Origin of the sequence: Bradyrhizobium sp. CIR48, assembly GCF_014198315.1 — a bacterium.
GTDB lineage: Bacteria > Pseudomonadota > Alphaproteobacteria > Rhizobiales > Xanthobacteraceae > Bradyrhizobium.
Map to the genome: position 1 here is coordinate 183,702 of NZ_JACIHG010000012.1, position 22,524 is coordinate 206,225.

A 22,524-nucleotide genomic window follows, 5' to 3' on the forward strand; every position below is an offset into this window, starting at 1 on the left:
CAGTTTCCTCAACCCGCCTTCCTGTGCCGCGCCGTGGACCGATGCGCCTTCTTCGCGGTTCGCTGCCGTCCGGTCGCGCGGCGGGCATGCGACTTCGCTGCCGTCTTCTTGCCGCCACGCCCCTTCAGGCTCTGCTTCAGCGCATCCATCAGGCTGACGACATTGCTGGGGCGTTCCTCGGGTTCCGGCAGCTCGATCTTCTTGCCGCTGGCCTTGCGTTTCACCAGCGCCTTCAGCGCGTTCTCGTACTCGTCCTTGAACTTGCCGGGGTCGAAATGGGCGGCCTTGGTCTGGAGGATGTGGCCGGCAAGCTCGACCATGTCCTTGGTGATCTTCGGGCTCTTGATGTCGTCGAAGAACTGGTCCTCGTCGCGCAGCTCGTAAGGAAAGCGCAGCGTGGTGCCGAGCAGGCCCTTGCCGAGCGGCTCGATCGCCATGATGTGTTCGCGGTTGGTGAGCACGATCTTGGCGAGCGCCACCCGCTCCTGGTCCTTCATGGCGTCGCGGATCACCGCAAAGGCATCGACCGCGGCCTTGCCGTCGGGTGCAAGATAATAGGGATGGTTGAGGTAACGCTGGTCGATCTCATCGCTCGGCACGAAGCTCTCGATGTCGATGGTATGGTTGCTCTCGATCTGGACCGCCTCGAGCTCCTCCGGCTCGATCTCGACATATTTGCCCTTGCGCAGCTCGTAGCCGCGGCCCTTCTGGTCGCTCTCGACGACATCGCCGGTCTCGGCATCGATCATCTGCTGCTTGAGCCGGTTGCCGGTCTCGCGGTTGATCAGATGAAACCGCGTCTTCTCGGCCGCCGTGGTCGCCGGATAAAGCACGACCGGACAGCTGACCAGCGAGAGCTTCAACGTTCCCTTCCAATAGGCGCGCGGGGCCATTCCATTCTCCAGCGTTTTCAAGGCGTTTTGGAACCCCAACCGTCCCGCGGGGTTTTGGTTCCGGATGGGACTTTGGCCGTGATAGGCTTGAATCCCCGAAAGAGAAGCGGGACCGGTCGTGCTGCAAAAACTCTCCACCTATCGACAGAAACGTGATTTCGAGAAGACGCCGGAGCCGTCGGGCAAAACGGCGGTGACGCCGTCGAAGCAGCGCCGCTTCGTGATCCAGAAGCATGACGCGAGCCGGCTGCATTACGATCTCAGGCTCGAATTCGACGGCGTGTTCAAGTCCTGGGCGGTGACCAAGGGTCCCTCGCTCGATCCGCACGACAAGCGGCTGGCGGTCGAGGTCGAGGACCATCCGCTCGACTATGGCGATTTCGAAGGCACGATACCGGAAGGGCAGTATGGCGGCGGCACGGTGATGCTGTGGGATCGCGGCACCTGGGAGTCGGAAGATCCCGAACGCGGCTTCAAGAAGGGCGATTTGAAGTTCACCCTGCATGGGGACAAGTTGCACGGAAGCTGGGTCCTGGTCCGGATGCGCAACGACCGTACCGGCGGCAAGCGCACCAACTGGCTGTTGATCAAGCACCGCGACGAATTTGTCCGTGAAGGGGCCAAGAACGACATTCTCGATGAGGACAAGTCCGTCGCCTCCGGCCGTGCGATGGAGCAGATCGCCGAGGGCAAGGGGCGCGCGCCAAAGCCGTTCATGCTGGCCAAGGGTGCGAAGACCAAGGCCGACGCGGTCTGGCAATCCAACCGGGCCGAGGAAGCGAAAGGGCAAACGGTCAAGCCGGCGCCACGTACGGCATTGAAGGGCGGCAAGATCGTCAAGACCAGGACGGCGAGGAAGAAAGCCACAACTGCGACCAACGGCAAGAAGATCGCCGAGATACCGGACTTCGTGCCGCCGCAGCTTTGCACGTCGGTCGAGCGTCCGCCGGCCGGCGAAGGCTGGTGCCACGAGATCAAGTTCGACGGCTACCGCGTGCAGCTCCGGGTCGAGGACGGCAAGGCGACGCTGAAGACGCGCAAGGGCCTCGACTGGACCGACAAGTTCGCCTCGATCGCGAAGGAGGCGGCTGCGCTGCCGGACGTGATGATCGACGGAGAGATCGTGGCGCTCGATCACGACGGTGCGCCGAATTTCTCCTCGCTCCAGGCCGCGCTGTCGGACGGCAAGACCGAAGAGCTGATCTTCTTTGCCTTTGACCTCCTGTTCGCGGAGGATCTCGATTTTCGGCGTCTGCCGCTCGGCGAGCGCAAGGCGCGGCTGAAGCAGCTGCTGGGAGCGCGCAAGCGGAAATCGACTCAGATCCGCTATGTCGAGCATTTCGAAAGCGGCGGCGATGCGGTGCTGCAATCGGCCTGCAAGCTTGAGCTGGAAGGCGTGGTGTCGAAGAAGCTGGACGCGCCCTATCGCTCCGGCCGCACCGAGAGCTGGACCAAGGCAAAGTGCCGCGCCGGCCACGAGGTCGTGATCGGCGGCTACAAGACCACCAACGGCAAATTCCGCTCGCTGATGGCGGGCGTGCATCGCGGCGATCATCTCGTCTTTGTCGGCATGGTCGGCACCGGCTTTGGCGCCGACAAGGTCAAGCGCATCATGCCGTCCCTGAAGGCCATGGAGGCCAAGGAGAGCCCCTTCGGTGGCAAGAACGCGCCGAAGAAGAGCCGCGAGGTGCACTGGCTGAAGCCGGAGCTCGTGGCCGAGATCGAGTTCGCCGGCTTCACCGCCGACGGCAATATCCGCCAGGCCGCGTTCAAGGGCTTGCGGCAGGACAAGCCCGCCGAGGAGGTCGAGGCGGAGACGCCTGTCGATACGGAGCTTGCCGAGCCCACGCCCCGCAAGCGCGCGGCGAAGACAGCCAAGCGATCGAAGGACACCGGCACCGCCGAGGTGATGGGCGTCGTCATCTCCAAGCCGGACAAGGAGCTGTGGCCGGACGGCGGTGACGGCGAGGGCGCGACGAAGCTCGATCTCGCGCGCTACTTCGAGGCGGTCGGCGACTGGATGATCGAACATCTGAAAGGGCGCCCGTGCTCGATCGTGCGTGCGCCCGATGGCATCGGCGGCGAGACGTTTTTCCAGCGTCACGCCATGCAGGGCACCTCGAATTTGCTCGAGCTGGCCAAGGTCTCGGGCGATCGCAAACCCTATTTGCAGATCGATCGCGTCGAAGGGCTTGCCGCCGTCGCGCAGATCGGCGGTGTCGAGCTGCATCCCTGGAATTGCGCACCTGATGCCTACGATACGCCGGGCCGGTTGGTGTTCGATCTCGATCCGGCGCCGGATGTGGAGTTCGCCGATGTCGTCGAGGCCGCCAAGGAGATGCGGCAGCGGCTGGCCGATGTCGGCATGGAGAGCTTCTGCAAGACCACGGGCGGCAAAGGCCTGCATGTGGTGGTGCCGCTGCTTCACGGCGCGCGCGACAAGGTGAGCTGGAAGGAAGCCAAGGCCTTCGCGCAAGGCGTCTGCCAGTGGATGGCCGACGACGATCCAGAGCGCTATCTGCTCAACATGTCGAAGAAGCTGCGCAAGGGGAAGATCTTCCTCGACTATCTCCGCAACGACCGGATGTCGACGGCGGTGGCCCCGCTGTCGCCGCGGGCGCGCGCCGGGGCAACGGTCTCGATGCCCGTCACCTGGGCGCAGGTGAAGAGCGATCTTGATCCGAAGCGCTATACGCTGCGGACCGTGCCGGGCCTGCTGCCGCGGTCAAAGGCGTGGGAGGACTATGACGATGCGGCCGCCTCGACCAAGGCGGCGATCAAGAAGCTTGCGGGGAAAAGGAAGTAGGTCGCGCTCCGGGCACCGCGCCCGTAGGGTGGCAAAGCGAAGAGTGCCCACGTTTTTTTCGTTGTAACGAATCTTTTTCATTACGACGAATAGGTGGGCACGGCGCAAGAGCGCCTTTGCCCACCTACGAGTTCTCGTCCTAGATCCGTCCCATCAGCAGCAGGATCAACAGGATGACGATGACCAGCCCGAGGCCGCCGCCGCCGTAATAGCCGGTGCCGTAGAACGGGCCGCCGCCGATGCCGCTGAAGCCGCCGAGCAGGGCGATGACCAGAATGATCAGAATGATCGTACCGATTGACATGCGAATCTCCTCAGCCCTTTGTTGAAAGGGTCGTTTGCACCTGTCCCCTTGTGCAAGGGCAACTTGCCGCAGGTTTTTAAGTTCCGGTTTTGAAACAGGGCCACAGGTCCAAGTTGCATGGAACCTTTGCCGGTTCGTCCGGCATGATTATGTGAGGATCGATCATCACGGGGCAGGGCCCATGTCAGCACCGCTTGTCGTTTCAATTCCGCATCGTCTCGGCCGCGAGGAGGCGGTGCGCCGGCTCAAGGCCGGGCTCGGCCGGGCGGCAGCCAGCATTCCGGTGATGCAGGTCGAGGAGGAGCGCTGGACCGGCGACAGCATGGCGTTTCGCGTTCGCGCGCTCGGGCAGATCGCGACGGGGCAGGTCGACGTCGCTGAAGATCATGTCAAGGTCCAGGTGGTGCTGCCGTGGTTGTTGCAGCGCTTTGCCGAGATGGCGCAGGCCACGATCAAGAAGCGCGGGCAGTTGCTGCTGACCAAGGACGACGGAAAGTAGCTTCAGGCGCGCACGCGCGGCCGCGCGGGCCTGATGGCGCTTGCCGTGCGGGCCTCGATGACAGCGGCGGGAAAATCACCGAAAGCCTGGGTGACCGGCAGTTCGTGGCCCTCATGGCCCGTCGCGGCATAGCCCGTGATATCGACGGTCGCGTCAAATCCCTCCAGCGCGGGCCATTCCCGACCGGCTTGGGTGAACGGCGCGAACTGACGCCCGACCACGACGATCGCCGCAGCGCGGCCATGGCGGCGGGCGAAGGCAATGACATGGTCGGCATGTGCGCCGCGCACCGCCAGCGGCTGATAGTCGCCTTGAGCGAAGACGTCGGCGAGTTCATTGCGCAGCTTGAGAAGACGCCGTGTCCAGGCCAGCTTGAGCAGGCCGTCGGGCCAGCTCTTGATCAGGCCACGCCAATCCGGATCGTGAAACGAATCCAGCGCCGCGTGCCGCGCGCCAAAGTCGACCGGGCGACGGTTGTCGGGGTCGACCAGCGACAGGTCCCAGAACTCGGTGCCCTGGTAGAAGTCGGGCACGCCGGGCAGCGTCGCCTTGAGGGTGAGCTGGCTTAGAGAGTTCAAGGCGCCGAGCAGCGCCACGCGTCGGGCCAGCGTTTGCAGCAAATCCAGGAATTCCCCTGATAGTGCAGGATCGAGGATCTTGTCGATAAAGCTCTTGATGCCGTTCTCATAGGCTTCATGCGGGTTGAGCCAGCTCGTCTCTTCCTTGCCCTCGCGCGCGGCCTTCAGCGCATAGGCTTGGATGCGCTCGACGAAGCCGGCATCGACCGGCCCGTGCAGCGGCCAGGCTCCGAGCAGGGTCTGGTAGAGCATGTATTCGAACGTCGCCGACGGCGCGCGGTAATTGCCGTGGAGCGTGAGGTGCGGCGCGTTCAGCACCTTCCAGCGCGCCACCGCGCTGGTCCATTCGCCGGGGATCTCGCTGATCGCCGCGATGCGCGCCCGGGCGTCCTCGCCGCGCTTGGTGTCGTGGGTGGCGGTCGCCGTCATTCCCAGCGGCCATTCCCTGGCACGGGCCTGCATGGTCTCGTGGAAGGCGGAAATCGTGAGCCCGGTGCTGGCGGGATCGCCGCCGACCTCGTTCAGCGCGAGCAAGCGGTGGAATTGATAGAACGCGGTGTCTTCCAGCGACTTCGCCGTCACCGGCCCGGTGAATTGCTGCACTTTCAGCGCAAAACGGCGCACGCGCGGGGCGCTGTGCGGGGGGCGGCCGGGCTTGAGCAGGTCCATGGTCAAGGCGTCGCGCAGGAAATCGAAGATGCCTTCGTCCGCGGCGAACCATTCGGCGCGGGCGCGCGCGATGGTGTCGTCGATCAGCTTGCGGTCGGGCGCGGTCGGGCCGCTGTTGGTCAGATAGGTGCGGTACACCGGGAAATGCAGCACATAGAGCTCGAGCGCCTGCCGCAGGCTGTCGGCGGAGAAATCGCGCGTCGAGTAATGCCCGTTGGCGATGCGCGCGAGCAGGCGCGTCAGCACGGTGAATTCGCTGGTGAGCAGCGTCTCCAGCACGCGCCGCTTGGCGTCCTTGACGTAAGGCGCAAGCCGCGGCGGCCGGTTGCTGACCTGCCGCCAGGTCTCGTCCAGCGCCCCCAGTCCCCCGGCCTCGACCAGCGCATGGGTGATGACGTTCATCCATTCATAGCCGGTGGTGCCCTGAACCCCGGCGAAGTGCGGCAGGCGTTCGTGCTCGCACAGGATCTTCTCGATCACCGTGTAAAACGGCTTTGTATTTCCTTGCGCGTCGCGCACCAGCCGGCGCAGCCGCTGGCAATATTGCGCGGGATCGCGCAGGCCGTCGATGTGATCGAGCCGGATGCCCTGCAGTTTGCCGCTGGCGATGAGCTGCTTCACCAGCCGGTGCGTGGCGGCGAAGGTGCTCGCGTCCTCGACGCGCAGACCCGCGAGCCCGTTGACGTCGAAGAAGCGGCGATAGTTGATATCGCTGGAGGCAAGCCGCCAGTGCCCGAGCTTGTAGTGCTGGCGCTCCAGCAGATGATGCAGCGCCAGCGTCGGTGCGGGACGATCCTTGGCGGCACGATAGGCGGCGAGGCCGCGTGCGATGACTTCGGCAGCACCAGGGATCTCCCTGAGCTCGGCCTTGAACGCGGGGGCTTCCTTGCGGTTGGGGCGGCGTAATCCGGTATAGCGCGCTGCGAGCGACAGCAGGCGCTTGCCGGCCTCCGTCTCGGCGGCATCCGCTTCCTTGACGATCATGCGCAGCATCTCGCCATAGCGCTCCGGCGCGACGGGCAGGCGATGTTCGAAATACCAGGCGGAAAAGCTTCCCTGGTCCGGATCGTAGCGCAGCTCGATGTCGCCGCGCTCGAGCGCCTCGCCGTAGGACGCCCCCAGGATCGGCAGCAGCACGCCGCCGCGGGCGCGGTAGGCGAGCTGATCCCAATCGATGTCGAAGGAGACCGCGTGGGGCGAAGCCTGGCCCCATTCCAGCACGTCGAGCCACCAGGGATTGTCGGCGAAATGCACGCCGACATGGTTGGGCACGAAGTCGATGATGAGGCCGAGGTCGTGCTTGGTCAGCGCCTCGCTCAGCCGTGCGAAGCCGGCTTCGCCGCCAAGCTCCGGATTGAACTGGCTGTGATCGACGGTGTCGTAGCCGTGGGTCGAGCCCTTGCGCGCCTTCATCACCGGCGAGGCATAGAGATGCGTGATCCCCAGCGCCTTCAGATAGGGCACCACCGCGGCGGCCTTGTCGAAATCGAAATCCGCGGTGAGCTGAAGCCGGTAGGTCGCGAGCGGAATGGCGGGAGGCATCCTAACCTCCGAGGCGCCAGACCACCGACCAGGGGGCAAGCCGGTCGCCGATCTCGCCGCCCCAGATCGGCGTACCCGCGCTGATATTGGAGATGATTTCTTGGTCCGACAGGTTGGCGGACAGGCGAAGCACGGTGCCGTCGCCCATGCGCCAATGCGCGGTGAGCAGGCCGCTGTCGGCCGCCTCGGCCTCGCCGAAGCTCGCGCCCCTCAGCCGCGGCATGATCTCCTTGCGGCGAAGCGCGAGCAGTTCCCGGACCAGCGCGAGCCGCGCGTCCTGCTGCGGCGTGCGGCCGGTCCAGTCGAGCACGGCCGATTGCAGCGTTGCCGGATCGAGCGGGTCGGGCACCTCGTCGCCGTACTTCTCGTAAGCCCAGGCATATTCCTGCCGACGCCCCTTGCGGACGGCATCGGCTAGTTCGCCGTGGAAATCGCAGAAGAAGGGGAAAGGCGCCGTGGAGCCCCATTCTTCGCCCTGAAACAGCATCGGCACCATCGGGGCGAGTAGTGTCACTGCAAGCGCCGCTTCGATCTGCTGCGATGATGCCAGGCTCTCGAGCCGGTCGCCGAGCGGACGGTTGCCGATCTGGTCGTGGTTTTGCAGGAAATTGACGAAGGTCGCCGGCGGCAGCTTGCCGCTCGGCTCGCCGCGCGGCTTCTTGCCCCAGAACTCCGAAACTTCGCCCTGGTAGACGAAGCCGGAGGCCAGCGCGCGGGCGAGATCGAGCCGCGGCGTTTGATAATCCGCGTAGTATCCGGCGAGCTCGCCGGTCAGCATCACGTGCCAGACGTGGTGATAGTCGTCGTTCCACTGTCCCCGATATTTGCCGTTCGGCGGCTCCTGCGCCGCGTCGAGCAGGCTGGCGCGATTGTCGCCGTTCTCCAGCACGAGATGGATGTGCCGCCCCGTGGCCTTGGCAAGCTCGCCGGCGGCGACGCTGAGGTCCTGCAGCATCGATTGCTCGCCGGGGATCGCCATGATGTGATTGGCGGCATCCAGCCTGAGGCCGTCGAAACGGTAGTCGCTGAGCCAGGACAGCGCATTCTCGACCGCGAATGCGCGCACCTGCGGCACGCGATAGTCGATCGCACTGCCCCAGGGCGTGTGGGCATCGGTGAAGAAGGCCGGCGCATAGCGGCCGAGATAATTCCCCTCGGGCCCGAAATGATTGTAGACGACGTCGAGGAACACCATCAGGCCGCGCAGATGCGCTTCGTCGATCAGCGTCTTCAGGTCTTCGGGCCGGCCATAGGCGCTGTCGGGCGCATACCAAAGCACGCCGTCATAGCCCCAGCCGCGGCGCCCGGCGAAATCGGCCAGCGGCATCAATTCCAGCGCGGTGATGCCGGTTGCGACGAGATGATCGAGCTTGTCGCTCATGGCGCGGTAAGTGCCTTCGGAGGTGAAGGTGCCGACATGGGCCTCGGTCAGCACCGTCTCTTCCCAGGGGCGGCCGCGCCAATCGCGCGCACGCCACGAAAAGGCGTCGTGATCGATCACCTCGCTCGGCCCGAACACATCCTCGGGCTGAAAGGCCGAGGCGGGATCGGGTACCTCGATCTCGTCATCGATCCTGAACTTGTAGGGACTGCCGGCGGTGAGGCCGGAAATCTCGGCCACGTACCAGCCATCCTGCCGGCGCTGCATCGCGTGTCTTCGGTCGAGCAGGAGGTCGACACGCCGCGCGCCAGGCGCCCACAGGCGGAACGACACGCCGTCCTTTGTCGGCCTCGCCCCGAAGGATGGCCTCATAGCGCCCCCGCGAAGGCGAGCACCGAGCGCGGCGGCGCCTTGCTGTCGCTCCCGGGCGGGAACTCGACCGTATTCAGCTTGGCATCGGTCGTGTTCAAGATCTGCTGCCAGCTCTTGTATTCGGTCATTTTGGGCAATTTGAATGCGATCTCTTCGGGGGCGGCGTTCAATACGATAAAGATCGCGGCCCCACCCGGTTCCACCGGGCCCATCACATAGGAGAGGAATCTTCCCTCCGGGAATTTCCAGTCGTTCTCCGTCATTTCGTCGCCCGCAGGTGTCAGCCACAATGCGCCGTACGACACGCCGTCTGCGGGGCGGCCGTCGAGCCAGCGATGGCTGCGAAGCTGCGAGAACCGGCGGCGGATGTCGGCGAGATGGCCAACGAAATCGACCATGTCGTCGCCCTCTTTGCCGAGATTGTCCCAGCCGACCCAGCCGATCTCGTTGTCCTGGCAATAGGCGTTGTTGTTGCCGGATTGCGAGTTGCCGACCTCGTCGCCGGCGAGGATCAGCGGAACGCCCTGCGCCAGCATCAGGCAAGCCAGCACGTTCTTGCGAAGCTGACGGCGCAGGGCGAGGATCTGAGGATCATCGGTCGGCCCCTCGACACCGCAATTGTTGCTGTGGTTGTCGTTGGAGCCGTCGCGGTTGTCCTCGCCGTTGGCCTCGTTGTGCTTCTCGTTGTAGCTGAAGAGGTCGGCGAGCGTGAAGCCGTCATGGACGGTGATGTGATTGATGCTGGCGCGCGGCCGCCGTCCGTCATGGTTGAACAGGTCGGACGATGCCGTCATCCGGCTGGAGATGTCGCCGATCAGGCTGCCTTCGCCGCTCCAGTAGCGGCGCATGGCGCTGCGATAGCGATCATTCCATTCCGACCATTGCGAGGGGAATGCGCCGACCTGATAGCCGCCGAGGCCGAGGTCCCAGGGTTCGGCGACGAGCTTGACGGTCGCAAGCACCGGATCCTGCCGGATCGCGGTCAGGAACGAGATGCCGCGATCATAACCGTTCGGCCCGCGCGCGAGCGTGGTGGCAAGGTCGAAGCGGAAGCCGTCGACGTGGCAGACCTCGACCCAGTAGCGCAAGGAGTCCATCACCATCTGCAGCACGCGCGGATGGGTGAGATTCACCGACGAGCCGCAGCCGGTGAAGTCGTCGTAATAGCGCGGGTTCTCGCGGTTGAGCCAGTAATAGGAGGCGTTGTCGATGCCGCGGTAGCACAGCGTCGGGCCGAGATGGTTGCCCTCGGCGGTGTGGTTGTAGACGACGTCGAGCATCACCTCGATGCCGGCATCGTGCAGGCGCGCCACCGTGGTGCGGAAGGAGTCGAGCGCATTGTCCTGAGCGTAGCGCAGCTCAGGCGCGAAGAAGGAGAGCGAGTTGTAGCCCCAGTAATTGGCGAGCTTCTTCTCGACCAGGATGCGGTCGTCGACGAAGCTGTGCACCGGCAGCAGCTCCACCGTGGTGACGCCGAGCTTCTTCAGGTGCTCGATCATCGCCGGCGAAGACAGCCCGCCATAGGTGCCGCGCAGATTCGGCGGCACGTCGTCGCGCTTCTGGGTCAAACCCTTGACGTGAGCCTCGTAGATGACGGTGTCTTCCCAGGGGATATTGGGACGAATCTCGCGGCGGCCCCAGTTGAAAGTCTCGTCGACCACGACGGCCTTGGGCATGCCGCGGGCATTGTCGCGCCGATCGAAGGACAGATCCTCGCGCGGGCTCCCGGTGCGGTAGGCGAAATGCGCATCGCTCCAGACCAGGCGTCCCGCGAGCCGTTTGGCATAGGGATCGAGCAGCAACTTGTTCGCGTTGAAGCGGTGGCCGTGCTCGGGCTCGTAGGGGCCGTGCACGCGATAGCCGTAGAGCTGGCCGGGCGAGACGTCGTTGAGATAGCCGTGCCAGACATCCTCGGTTCTTTCCGGCAGCTCGATGCGCTCGAGCTCGCGGCGGCCTTGCGTGTCGAACAGGCAGAGTTCCACCTTCTGTGCGTTCGCGGAGAACAGCGCGAAATTGGTGCCGCGTCCGTCCCAGCTTGCGCCGAGGCGTGCAGGCGATCCAGCAGTCAGGCGCATGTGTCAGCTTTCCGGAACGAGAAAGATCGCGGCGAGCGGCGGAATGGTGAGTCGGAGCTCGGGCGCCTTGCCTTCAACGGCATGAACCTCGCCGATGTTCCCGACATTGCTGCCGCCATAATGGGCGGAGTCCGAATTAAACACTTCCTTCCACTTGCCGGCAAAGGGCACACGAACGCGATAGTTGCGATAGACATTGGGTGAGAAGTTGATGATGACGAGACACCGCGCCTGCTCGTCAAATCCCTTGCGCAGCCAGGCGAACACGTTGCGGTTGGCGTCATCCGTGATCAGCCATTCGAAGCCGGCCTGGTCGCAGTCCATCTGGTGCAGCGCCGGCACCGCGCGATAGAGCCGGTTGAGGTCCCGGATCAGTGACTGAATGCCGGAATGATACTTGTATTCGAGCAGGTGCCAGTCGAGCGACTGGTCGTGATTCCATTCGCGGCTTTGGGCGATTTCCGCGCCCATGAACAACAGCTTCTTGCCGGGATGGCCGAACATGAAACTGTAATAGGCGCGCAAATTCGCAAAGCGCTGCCACTCGTCGCCGGGCATGCGGCCGAGGATCGAGCGCTTGCCGTGCACGACCTCGTCGTGGGACAGCGGCAGGATGAAGTTTTCCGAGAACGCGTAGTGCAGGCCGAACAGGATCTCGCCGTGATGGTGCTTGCGGTGAACAGGGTCCTTGCTGATGTAGTTCAGCGTGTCGTGCATCCAGCCCATGTTCCACTTGTAGCCGAAGCCGAGCCCGCCGAACTCGACGGGGCGCGAGACCTGCGGCCATGCGGTGGACTCCTCGGCCGCCGTGGTCGCCTGCGGGAAGCGCGCGAAGACCTCGGTGTTGAAGCGGCGCAGGAAGTTGATCGCCTCGATGTTTTCGCGGCCGCCATACTGGTTCGGGATCCAGGCGCCGGGCGGCCGGCTGTAGTCGAGATAGAGCATGGACGCGACGGCATCGACGCGTAAGCCGTCGATCGCATAGCGCTCCATCCAGAACAGTGCGTTCGACACCAGGAAGTTAGTCACTTCGGTGCGGCCGTAATTGTAGATCAAGGTGCCCCAGTCGAGGTGGCGGCCCTGGAGCGGGTTGGCGTGCTCGTAGAGCGCGGTGCCGTCGAAACTGCCGAGCCCGTGCGGATCGTCGGGGAAGTGACCGGGCACCCAATCGAGCAGCACGCCGACACCCTCGCGGTGGCAGGCATCGACGAGGGCGGCAAAATCCTCCGGCGTGCCGAAGCGGCTGGTCGGCGCATAGAGGCCGGTCGGCTGATAGCCCCAGGAGCCATCGAAGGGATGCTCGCTCACGGGCAGGAATTCGAGATGGGTGAAGCCCATGTCGCGGGCATAGGCCGGCAACTGTTCGGCCAGCTCGCGATAGGTCAGCCATTCATCGCCGTTCTTGCGACGCCACGAGCCGAGATGGACCTCATAGATCGACATCGGCGCCGACAGCGCGTTGATGCCGTCGGGCGCCGGGCGTGGCCGTGGCAAATGCGTTTCGTCGAACACGATGGAGGCCGTCTTCGGACGGACTTCGCTGGCAAAGGCCATCGGGTCTGATTTCAGCGGAAGCAGATGGCCGTGCGGCCCGATGATCTCGAACTTGTAGTGATCGCCGGCGTTGGCATGCGGAATGAACAATTCCCAATACCCGGCGCCGCGCACCCGCATCGGATGGCGCCGTCCGTCCCAGAAATTGAAATCGCCGACCACGGAAACGCGGCGTGCGTTCGGGGCCAGTACCACGAAGCCGATGCCGTCGATGCCCTCGAGCCGCATCGGATGCGCCCCGAGCTTGTCGTAGAGGCGCTGATCGGTGCCTTCGCCGAGCAAATAGAGGTCGAAATCGGTCAGGATCGGTGGAAAGCGGTAGGCGTCCTCGAACTCGACGACGTTGCCGCCGAATTTTGCGCGCAGCTGATAGTGCTTCGAGCCATTGGGCAGGGCGCCGATGAACAGGCCGGAATCATGCACGCGGTCGAGCGGAGCGACTTCGCCATGCTCGCCAACTGCCTCGACATTTGAGGCCTCGGGGAGAAAAGCGCGCACCACGCTTTTATCGCCTTCGGGGTGCAGCCCGAGATAGTGGAAGGGGTCGGAGTGGCGGCCCTCGATGATCGCATAGGCCTCGGCAGGCAGTTTAGGCATGGGCTTCGCTCCCGGCACTGGACAGAATGCGAAGCAGTCCGGTCAGCGGCGCATGGAGCCCCTCAGGCCGGTTGGACAGCTCGTACTCTACTTCATCGAAGGCTTGATCAAGCAGGAAAAACCTTAACAGGCCTTCCGCGGATTGCCGATCCTCCGGCCACAGCCGTCGATCGGTCATGGCTTCGCGATAGGCGGACAGGAAGGTTGCGGCGGCTCGCTCGCGCCATTCGTCGAGCGCGGCGGTGATCCGGCCCTGCTCGTCGGAAGCGCCCGTGAGCGCACGGCTCAGCGCCGCGTTAACCGAAAGATCGATCGAGCGGATCAGGCCGGCGACGTCGCGCGCGGCCGGCGCCTTGCGCCGCTTGTCGGCCAGCGGCAGACGCGGATCGCCGTCGAAGTCGATGATGAAGATATCGTCCTTCACGATCAGAGTTTGCCCGAGGCGGAAGTCGCCATGATGACGGATGCTCAGCCCGCCGATCCCGGAAGGCAATAGCGCATTCAGGTGGTCGGGCAGGGACGTGCGCACGGCGGCGAGCCGGTCGATCAACGGTCGGTCCGCCTCCCGCAGGCCGTCGCGGCTGTCGGCCAGCCGCTCGAAAATTCGCTCGGCCCGTGCCTTGAGGTCGGACACAAATCGTTTGGCGTGCGCAGAGCCGATCGGCTCTGGAGCAAGATCGTGCGGCTCTGCCGCCGCCAAGGCGACATGCAACTCGCCGAGCCGCCGGCCGATCTGCGCGATGAAGTGCAGATAAGGCGCTTGCTCCTGGGTCTCGCGCGGCGCTTCGCCTGCCGATAGCACGCGCTGCTCGTCGATATAGCGATCGAGATAGCCCGTGGTCACGGTCCAGCCGTCACCCTGGTTCTCGACATAAGCATGCAACACGCCGAGCGTGCTGCGCTGATCGCCTTCGACCAGCTCGACGCTGCCGAGCAGCGCCGGCGTATTGGCAAAGCGCGCGATCTCGGTGAGATAATGGCCGATCTCGATCTCGGGGTTGATGCCGCCTTCGAGCTGGCGATAGAGCTTGGCGACGTACTGGTTGTCGACCAGCGCGGTGCTGTTCGATTGCTCGATCGCGCGGATGCGTTCGGGCTCCTTGATGGTGTAATCGGCGAAGCGGCTGGTCGCCTTGAACTCCAGCCGCAGATTGTTTTCTTCCACCACCAAATTCTGCGACAGGTTGCGCAGGAACAGGCCGATGAAGATCTGATCGGTCGCCACGTCGAGCAGCGTGCCCTCGCGCGCACCCTGGCGGACGGCGGCGAGCGCCTTCGGGTTGAAGCGCTCGCGGTCGAAGCGCACCCACTCGATCTGCATCGGCAGCACGTAGCGCGACGCGGCGTCCTGGTCGGCCTTCTGGAAAAAAGCGATCCAGGGCCTGTTGTCGCCGATGTCGCAGAACGGCACCGCCGAGGTCAGCGTGGTCTTGATCTGCTTGGGATTGTGCTCGGGATACCACCGCGTTCGCGACAAGAATCCCGGTAGCACGTCGCGCTCGAACACGCCGCGCTCGCGGGCGAGCGACACCCAGTTCGAATTCACCGGCACCACCAGCGTCTCGAACTCCGGCACCGCGCGCGGCGTCACCGGCTCGGACTTGTCGCGCTCCTGGAGCTGGAACCAGTAGAAGCCGTAAGGCCCCAGCGTGATCATGTAGGGCAGTTCGCCGATCGCGGGGAAGCGGGTGCGGCCGAGCATCTCCTGCGGGATGCGGTCCTTCCAGGGCGACAGGTCGAGCTCGGTCGCTTGCGCTGCGCGCGACAAATTGGCGACGCAGAGGATCACCTCGTCGCGATATTGCCGGACATAGGCCAGCACGGCGCGGTTGGCGGGGCGGATGAAGGTCATGGTGCCGCGGCCGAAAGCGAGCGTCGACTTGCGCACGGAGATCAGCCGCTTGGTGGCGCTGAGCAGCGACGACAGGCTGCGCGACTGGGCTTCGACGTTCACGGATTCGTAGCCGTAGACAGGGTCCATGATCAGCGGCGCGTAGAGGCGGGCGGGGTCACAGCGCGAAAAACCGCCGTTGCGGTCCGGGCTCCACTGCATCGGCGTGCGGACGCCGTTGCGGTCGCCGAGATAGATGTTGTCGCCCATCCCGATCTCGTCGCCGTAATAGATGATCGGCGTGCCGGGGAAGGACAGCAGCAGGGAGTTCATCAGCTCGATCTTGCGCCGGTCGTTGTCCATCAGCGGCGCAAGGCGCCTGCGGATGCCGACATTGATGCGGGCGCGGGGATCGTTTGCGTAGGTGGTCCAGAGATAGTCGCGCTCGACGTCGGTGACCATCTCCAGCGTCAGTTCGTCATGGTTGCGCAGGAACAGCGCCCATTGGCAGCTCGCCGGAATATCAGGTGTCTGGCGCAGAATGTCGGTGATCGGAAAGCGGTCCTCCTGCGCGATCGCCATGTAGATGCGCGGCATCAGCGGGAAGTGGTAGGCCATGTGGCACTCGTCGCCACGGCCGAAATATTCCTGCACGTCCTCCGGCCATTGATTGGCCTCGGCCAGCAGCAGCTTGCCCTTTGAATAGGAATCCAGCTCGTGGCGCAGGCGCTTGATGATCGCATGCGTCTCGGGAAGGTTCTCGTTCGAGGTGCCCTCGCGCTCGCACAGATAGGGAATGGCATCGAGGCGGAAGCCGTCGACGCCGGCATCCAGCCAGCGCTTCATCACCTGGATCAGCGCGCTGACCACGCGCGGATTGTCGAAATTGAGATCCGGCTGGTGCGAGAAGAAGCGGTGCCAGTAGAACGCGCCGGCCTCGTGATCCCAGGTCCAGTTCGACTTCTCGGTGTCGGTGAAGATGATCCGCGTGCCCTGGTATTTCTGGTCGGTGTCGCTCCAGACATACCAGTTGCGGGCGCTGGAACCGGGATGGCTGCGGCGCGCGCGCTTGAACCATTTGTGCTGGTCCGAGGTGTGGTTGACGACCAGCTCGGTGATGACGCGCAGGCCACGCTTCTGCGCTTCCTGGATGAAGCGCTTGAAATCCTTCATGGTCCCGAAATCGGGATTGACCGAGCCGTAGTCGGCGATGTCGTAGCCGTCGTCGCGCCCCGGCGAGGGATAGAACGGCAAAAGCCACAGCGCGGTGACGCCGAGCTCCTGCAGATAGGGCAACTTCTCGGTCAGACCGGCGAAATCGCCGATGCCGTCATTGTTGCTGTCGGCGAAGGCCTTGACGTGGAGCTGATAGATAATGGCGTCCTTGTACCAGAGCTCATCCACGATCTCGGCAGCCTCAAGCTTCTTGGTGTCGACGGAGGACAGAACATTCATGGCGTGACCCCTTACGCCAGGCAGCGGAACAAGAGCGCCGGATCGCGGTCGGGATCGATACGCAACCTGATCCCGCCCCATTCGATGCGGGACTGTTCGCCGGTGAGAAGGTTTTCGAGTTTCGTCACATGGTGCCGCTGCCCGCCGGCGTCAACGGTGACGTCGCCGAGCGGCAGCCAGCACTCGCGCAAATGGCCCGAAAGCGCGATCACGCTGAGGACGGTATTGGCAGGCTCGGCCGCCTCCTTGACGAAGGCAATCGTCTCGCCGTCTTCAACGCCGAGAAAGCGCAAGTTCGCCGTTTGCTGGAGCGCGGCATTGTTGTTGCGGATGCGGTTGAGCGCGGCAATGTAGGACTTGATGTTGCCGGGCCGGTCCCAGTCGCGTTGCCGGATCTGGTATTTCTCGGAATCCAGATACTCCTCGCGGCCGGGCATCGCCTCGTGTTCGAGCAGCTCGAATCCGCTGTAGACGCCGTAACTGCCCGACAATGTTGCCGCCAGCGCAACGCGCGACTTGAACACCCAGGCTTCGCCGCTCTGGAGATGATAGGGCAGCAGGTCGGGCGTGTTGACGAACAGGTTCGGGCGATAGAAGTCGCGCTCGGGATAGCGCGTCAGCTCGCCGAGATATTGCTCCAGCTCCCACCTTGTCGTGCGCCAGGGGAAATAGGTGAAGGACTGCGCAAAGCCGAGCTTGGCGAGGCCCTTCATCAGCTTCGGCCGGGCAAACGTCTTGGAGAACAGGATCACCTCGGGATGCCGGCGGCGGATGTCGCGGATCAGCCAGTCCCAGAACGCAAGCGGCGCGGTGTCGTGGTTGTCGATGACGAAGATGGTGACGCCTTGATCGATCCAGAACAGCATGGCGTCGCGAAACCCATTCCACAGCCCGGTCCGGTCGACGGAATTGAAATCGGGGATCACGATGTCCGAATAGGGTCCCTCGGCCGTCCGCACCGAGCGGTCCGGCCGCCATTTGAACCATTCCGGATGCTGTGTCAGCCAGGGATGGTCGGGCGAGCATTGCACGACGAAATCGAGCGCGAGCTCGAGACCATATTCCAGGCAGGTCGCGACCAGTGCGCGGAAATCCTCGATGGTGCCGAGCTCGGGATGCAGTGCATCGTGGCCGCCCTCGGCGGCTCCGATCGCGTAGGGCGAGCCGGGCTCGCCTTCGGTTGCCACCGGCGCATTGTTGCGGCCCTTGCGGCGGCGACGGCCGATCGGGTGGATCGGCGTGAAATAGAGCACGTCAAAACCCATCGCGGCGATATCAGGCACGCGGGCGATGCAGTCTCGCAGCGTGCCGTGCTGGCCGGCGACCTGGCTCTGGCTGCGCGGCATCATCTGATACCAGGCGCCGAAGCGCGCCTTGTCGCGGTCGACGGTCAGTGGGAAGGGCTGCGAGCGGGTCAGGTCTGGCCTGGACTGGCTCTCTGCCATGGCATTGCCGAGCTCGGCGGCAAGCAGCGAGGCGACATCGCCAGTCTGAAGATAATCCTCGCACTGTTTGACGATGACGGCCGCCGCGTCCTGTCGCGCGCCATGCGCCTTGGTCAGGAGCCCGGCCCCCTCGATCGCATCGAGGCTGACATCGGCACCCATTCGCTGCTTGCGCGCGACCCCGTGCGACCACGTGGCGAACTCGTCGGTCCAGGCCTCGACGGCATAGACGTATTGCCCGGGCTCAACGGGTGTGAATCCGCCGGACCAGCGGTCATTGCCCCGATGGTCCATCGGCTCGTGCTTCCAGTCGCGGTCCTGCTCGCGGCGCCAGATCAGCGCGGCCCCGACCACGGCGTCGCCATCGCGGTAGACATCGGCCCACACCTCCATGCGCTCACCCGCGATCCGCTTCACGGCGAAGCGGCCGGCGTCGATTGCGGGATAGACGTCCTCGATCAGGAAAGCGCTGCCGGCTGCGGCACTTTCGACAGTTTGAATTGTCTTGTTCACGGTGATGCCATTGACAAGAAAGCAGGAGCCCGTTTCCCTTGTCGGGAACCTACGCTTGATACCTATATAGAAAGCCGGTTGTGTGTCATTAGTTCCCTCGGGAACGGGTAGCGCGGTCTGCGAGTTAGGGCTGACTAACGTCTTCCACCGTCTCGTTAAAATTGATGCCCCCGGCAAAAGGGTGGCCTGCAAGCTGCGTGCCGAATGGATCTTTTAGCTCAAGCCCGCATCAAGGGCGTTCAATCCGAATTCATCGACGCCCTCGGAAAGCTGCGGGTCACCGATCCCGTGGCCCTCAAATCCATCCTCGATGCCCTGCCGGAGAAGCGGGTTTACCGCTTCGTCAGCGGGCCGGTCGTGGTCCGCGCCTTAGGGCATCCGCGCACCGAATTGGCGACGATTGGCGCGCCGCCGCTGAAGTGGAAATTGACCGCAAAGGCGGAGGTGATCGCCGAGGGCAAGGCCCGCGAGCCCGTGATCGCCTGGCCTGCCGGCCTGCCGCTCGGCTATCACCGGTTGACACTGACTGATGCGGAAGGTGTGACGGAAGAGGTGCCGATGATCGTGGCGCCCGAGCGCGCCTTCGGCGGCGATTTCGACCGCGGCTGGCTGCTTGCCACGCAGCTCTACAGCGTCCGTTCGGACCGCAATTGGGGCATTGGCGATTTCACCGATCTCGCCGATCTGGTCCGGCTCGCAAAGCAGCTCGGGGCCGACGGCGTCGGGCTCAATCCGCTGCATGTCCTGTTCGACGACCACCCGGCCGATTGCAGCCCTTATTCGCCGAACAGCCGGCTGTTCCTCAATCCGCTCTATATCGACGTCGAGGCCATTCCCGAATTCTCCGCAGACCTCGTCCCCGACGCAGCCGCGACCGCGGCGCGTCTGCGCCAAGGCGACCGCGTCCCCTACACCGATATGGCGGCTTTGAAATGGCTGGGCCTGCGCGCCGCCTTTGACAGCTTCGTGACGACGGCAAGCGCGGCGCGCCGCAAGGCGTTCGACGCCTTCCGCGCCGCCCGCGCGCCCCTATTGTCCCGCTTCGCCTGCTTCGAGGTGCTGCGCCATCGTTTCACCGCGCCATGGTGGGAATGGCCGGTTGAATGGCAGCAACCGGATGAGGCAAAATGCGCCAGCTTGCGCAATGGGCCTGACAAGCGCGAGGTCGAGTTCGTCGAATTCGTGCAATGGACCGCAGATAGCCAGCTGCATGCTGCCAAGGAGCTTGCCAGCCAGCTCGGCATGCGCGTTGGGCTCTATCTCGATGTCGCCGTCGGCGTGCAGTCCAACGGCTTCGATGCCTGGAACGAGCAGATGGCGATCTCCCGTCATCTCGCCGTCGGCGCGCCGCCCGACGTGCTCAACACCATCGGCCAGGACTGGGGCCTTGCCGGCTTCAACGCCGGCGGCCTGGAAGCGCAATCCTTCGTGCCGTTCGCCGACATGCTCGCCGCTTCAATGCGCCATGCCGGCGCGATCCGGCTCGATCACGTGCTCGGGCTGAAGCGGCTTTATCTGGTGCCGCGCGGCTTCAAGCCGGACAACGGTGCCTATGTGCAGATGCCGTTCGAGGCGCTGCTTGGCGCGGTGGCGCGCGAGAGCGCGGCCCACAAATGCATCGTGATCGGCGAGGATCTCGGCACCGTGCCGGAAGGTTTTCGCGAGATGATGCAGGATTTCGGTATCTGGTCCTATCTCGTCATGATGTTCGAGCGCGACGATGCCGGCCATTTCCGCAACGTCGACCACTACCGGCCCAACGCGCTGGTCACGCTGAACACGCATGATTTGTCGACCTATGCCGGCTGGCGCTCCTTCAGCGACCTCAAGATGAAGCGCTCGCTCGGGCTCGATCCCGGCGAGAACGACCAGGCGCGCTGGGATGCGCTCGGCAGGCTCGACGAGATCCTGCGCCAGAACGGCATTCGTGCCAACGACCTCTATTCCGTGCTGGCCTTCCTGTCGCGCACGCCGTCGCGGCTGCTCGCGGTCTCAATGGAGGACCTGCTCGGCGTGATCGACCAGCCCAACATTCCCGGCACGATCGACGAACATCCGAACTGGCGTCAGCGCTTGCCGGTCGCGCTCGACAAGATCGCCGCGAAGGTCGACCTCACGGCCTTGCGAGCCGCGACGCGGGAACGTTCGCTGAATGGCGGGAGTTGACGCGCGAGGGTTACAAGGGCTCTTTCAAGGCTCGCACGACATTGTCTCAGAGGATCGAGGACTATGCGCTGATCGGTGATTGCGAGACCGCGGCGCTGGTCGGGCGCAACGGCTCGATCGACTGGCTGTGCTGGCCCGCCTTCGATTCCGATGCCTGCTTTGCCGCCATCCTCGGCACCCACAAGAATGGCCGCTGGCTGATCGCACCGGGTGAGGACGTCACGAAGATTTCGCGCCGCTATCTCGGCAACACTCTCATCCTCGAAACGCGTTTCGAGACGAAGAGCGGCACCGTCGCGCTGATCGATTTCATGCCGCCGCGCGGCAAGGCGTCCGACATCGTGCGGCTGGTCCGCGGCGTCAGCGGCGCGGTGAAGATGCGGATGGAGCTCGTCATCCGCTTCGGCTTCGGTACCGATATCCCCTGGGTGCGGCGGATCGACCATTCGCTGATGGCAATCGCCGGCCAGGACATGACGGTGCTGCGCACGCCGGTCGAGACCCGCGGCGAGGATCTGACCACGGTGTCCGATTTCGAGGTGAAGGCCGGCGAGACGGTACCCTTCGTGCTGACCTACGGCCCCTCGCATCTGGAGCCGCCCGCGCCGATCGATCCGGAGATCGCGCTTCAGGACACCGAAAAGTTTTGGCAGGATTGGTGCGGCCATTGCACCCGCGACGGAGACTATCAAGACCTCGTCATGCGCTCGCTGATCACGCTGAAGGCGCTGACCTTCGCGCCGACCGGCGGCATCGTCGCGGCACCCACCACCTCGCTGCCGGAAAAGCTCGGGGGCAGCAGGAACTGGGATTATCGTTTCTGCTGGCTGCGCGACGCCACCTTCACGCTGCTGGCGCTGATGAACTCGGGCTATACCGAGGAAGCCCTGGCCTGGGACAATTGGCTGCTGCGCGCGGCGGCCGGCTCGCCGGCGAACATGCAGATCATGTACGGCATCTGGGGCCAGCGGCGGCTCTTGGAATGGGAGGCGGGCTGGCTCGACGGCTATGAGGGCGCGAGGCCGGTGCGCGTCGGCAATGCCGCGCATGCGCAGCTCCAGCTCGACGTCTACGGCGAGCTGATCGACGCCTTCCACCAGTCGCGCATGGCCAAGCTCAAGCTCGATGATGAAACGACATGGGCGCTGGAATGTGCCGTGCTCAATCATCTGGCCGAAGTCTGGGACCGGCCCGATCACGGCATCTGGGAGCGGCGCGGCCAGCCCAGGCATTACGTCTTCTCCAAGGTGATGACCTGGGTCGCCTTCGACCGCGGCATCAAGAGCGCCGAGACCTTCGGCTTCAAGGCGCCGCTGCTGCACTGGCGTACCTTGCGCGAGGCCATTCATCGCGACGTCTGCAATCGGGGGTTCGACATGGAGGAAAATGCCTTCGTCGAATCCTACGGCTCGAAGCTGCTCGACGCCAGCGTGCTGCTCCTGCCGGCCGTGGGCTTCCTGCCGCCGTCGGACCCGCGCATCCGTGGCACCATCGCCGCGGTCGAGACATGCCTGATGCGCGACGGCTTCGTGCTGCGGCACGATCCGCGCGAGCTGCCTGCGGGGCAGCCGCCGCTCGAAGGCGCGTTTCTGGCCTGCAGCCTGTGGCTCGCCGATGCCCATGTGCTCGCCGGCGATCTCGACAAGGCGCAGATCTTGCTCGATCGCGTCGTGGGCATCGCGAACGATGTCGGCTTGCTGGCGGAGGAATACGATTCAGTCGCCCGCCGCCAGACCGGCAACTTTCCGCAGGCGCTGACGCACATCGCGCTGATCAACACCGCGCATAATCTGTCGGCGGCAAGACAGGAGAGCGAGAAGCCGGCGGTGCAGCGGTCGAAATAG

12 protein-coding genes are annotated in these 22,524 nt (G+C 64.5%); 4 read left to right on the forward strand and 8 right to left on the reverse strand.

What is annotated here, in order from left to right; translation table 11 throughout:
- Positions 1-8: 8 nt before the first annotated feature.
- Positions 9-893, reverse strand: coding sequence for a Ku protein (locus GGD66_RS32420; RefSeq protein WP_018318512.1), 885 nt, complete (start codon positions 891-893; stop codon positions 9-11).
- 118 nt (positions 894-1,011) lie between these two features.
- Here GGD66_RS32420 and ligD point away from each other — a divergent pair, with 118 nt between their 5' ends.
- The gene (gene ligD, locus GGD66_RS32425) at positions 1,012-3,699 is read left to right on the forward strand and encodes a DNA ligase D (RefSeq protein ID WP_183260523.1); all 2,688 of its coding nucleotides are present in this window, start codon (positions 1,012-1,014) and stop codon (positions 3,697-3,699) included.
- 139 nt (positions 3,700-3,838) lie between these two features.
- Here the strand turns inward: ligD and GGD66_RS32430 are convergent, their stop codons facing one another.
- The gene (locus GGD66_RS32430) at positions 3,839-4,003 is read right to left on the reverse strand and encodes a DUF3309 family protein (protein ID WP_018318514.1); all 165 of its coding nucleotides are present in this window, start codon (positions 4,001-4,003) and stop codon (positions 3,839-3,841) included.
- Between the two features lie 181 nt (positions 4,004-4,184).
- On the opposite strand from GGD66_RS32430, the gene GGD66_RS32435 reads away from it, so the two are divergent.
- Positions 4,185-4,502 (forward strand): polyhydroxyalkanoic acid system family protein, encoded by a 318-nt coding sequence (locus GGD66_RS32435; protein WP_183260525.1) that lies wholly within the window; start codon positions 4,185-4,187, stop codon positions 4,500-4,502.
- 2 nt (positions 4,503-4,504) lie between these two features.
- On the opposite strand, the gene treY is transcribed toward GGD66_RS32435, so the two are convergent.
- Genes treY through GGD66_RS32465 form a run of 6 tightly spaced genes read right to left on the reverse strand, consistent with a single transcriptional unit; the run spans position 4,505 to position 18,514 of the window.
- Entirely contained in the window at positions 4,505-7,291 is a 2,787-nt protein-coding gene (treY, locus tag GGD66_RS32440; RefSeq protein WP_183260527.1) for a malto-oligosyltrehalose synthase, read from the reverse strand.
- Between the two features lies 1 nt (position 7,292).
- A complete protein-coding gene (gene treZ, locus GGD66_RS32445) occupies positions 7,293-9,044 on the reverse strand; it encodes a malto-oligosyltrehalose trehalohydrolase (RefSeq protein WP_183260529.1) in 1,752 nt (583 codons plus the stop codon).
- Positions 9,041-11,119 (reverse strand): glycogen debranching protein GlgX, encoded by a 2,079-nt coding sequence (glgX, locus tag GGD66_RS32450; protein WP_018318518.1) that lies wholly within the window; start codon positions 11,117-11,119, stop codon positions 9,041-9,043. Before glgX ends, treZ begins: the two co-directional genes overlap by 4 nt.
- Positions 11,120-11,122: 3 nt before the next feature.
- A complete protein-coding gene (gene glgB, locus GGD66_RS32455) occupies positions 11,123-13,270 on the reverse strand; it encodes a 1,4-alpha-glucan branching protein GlgB (RefSeq protein ID WP_183260531.1) in 2,148 nt (715 codons plus the stop codon).
- Positions 13,263-16,556: a maltose alpha-D-glucosyltransferase gene (gene treS, locus GGD66_RS32460; RefSeq protein ID WP_183260533.1), complete on the reverse strand. Its 3,294-nt coding sequence runs from the start codon at positions 16,554-16,556 to the stop codon at positions 13,263-13,265. Before treS ends, glgB begins: the two co-directional genes overlap by 8 nt.
- Before the next feature lie 11 nt (positions 16,557-16,567).
- Positions 16,568-18,514, reverse strand: coding sequence for a maltotransferase domain-containing protein (locus GGD66_RS32465; protein WP_183260535.1), 1,947 nt, complete (start codon positions 18,512-18,514; stop codon positions 16,568-16,570).
- 204 nt (positions 18,515-18,718) lie between these two features.
- Between GGD66_RS32465 and malQ the strand changes: the two genes are divergently transcribed.
- Positions 18,719-20,680, forward strand: a complete 1,962-nt coding sequence (gene malQ / locus GGD66_RS32470; protein WP_183260537.1) for a 4-alpha-glucanotransferase — start codon at positions 18,719-18,721, stop codon at positions 20,678-20,680.
- Between the two features lie 41 nt (positions 20,681-20,721).
- Positions 20,722-22,524, forward strand: coding sequence for a glycoside hydrolase family 15 protein (locus GGD66_RS32475; protein ID WP_183260677.1), 1,803 nt, complete (start codon positions 20,722-20,724; stop codon positions 22,522-22,524).

Coding starts and splice junctions, on each gene's coding strand:
- GGD66_RS32420 (WP_018318512.1), bottom strand. CDS start 893: ATGGCCCCGCGCGCCTATTGGAAGGGAACGTTGAAGCTCTCGCTGGTC.
- GGD66_RS32430 (WP_018318514.1), bottom strand. CDS start 4,003: ATGTCAATCGGTACGATCATTCTGATCATTCTGGTCATCGCCCTGCTC.
- GGD66_RS32435 (WP_183260525.1), top strand. CDS start 4,185: ATGTCAGCACCGCTTGTCGTTTCAATTCCGCATCGTCTCGGCCGCGAG.
- treY (WP_183260527.1), bottom strand. CDS start 7,291: ATGCCTCCCGCCATTCCGCTCGCGACCTACCGGCTTCAGCTCACCGCG.
- treZ (WP_183260529.1), bottom strand. CDS start 9,044: ATGAGGCCATCCTTCGGGGCGAGGCCGACAAAGGACGGCGTGTCGTTC.
- glgX (WP_018318518.1), bottom strand. CDS start 11,119: ATGCGCCTGACTGCTGGATCGCCTGCACGCCTCGGCGCAAGCTGGGAC.
- glgB (WP_183260531.1), bottom strand. CDS start 13,270: ATGCCTAAACTGCCTGCCGAGGCCTATGCGATCATCGAGGGCCGCCAC.
- treS (WP_183260533.1), bottom strand. CDS start 16,556: ATGAATGTTCTGTCCTCCGTCGACACCAAGAAGCTTGAGGCTGCCGAG.
- malQ (WP_183260537.1), top strand. CDS start 18,719: ATGGATCTTTTAGCTCAAGCCCGCATCAAGGGCGTTCAATCCGAATTC.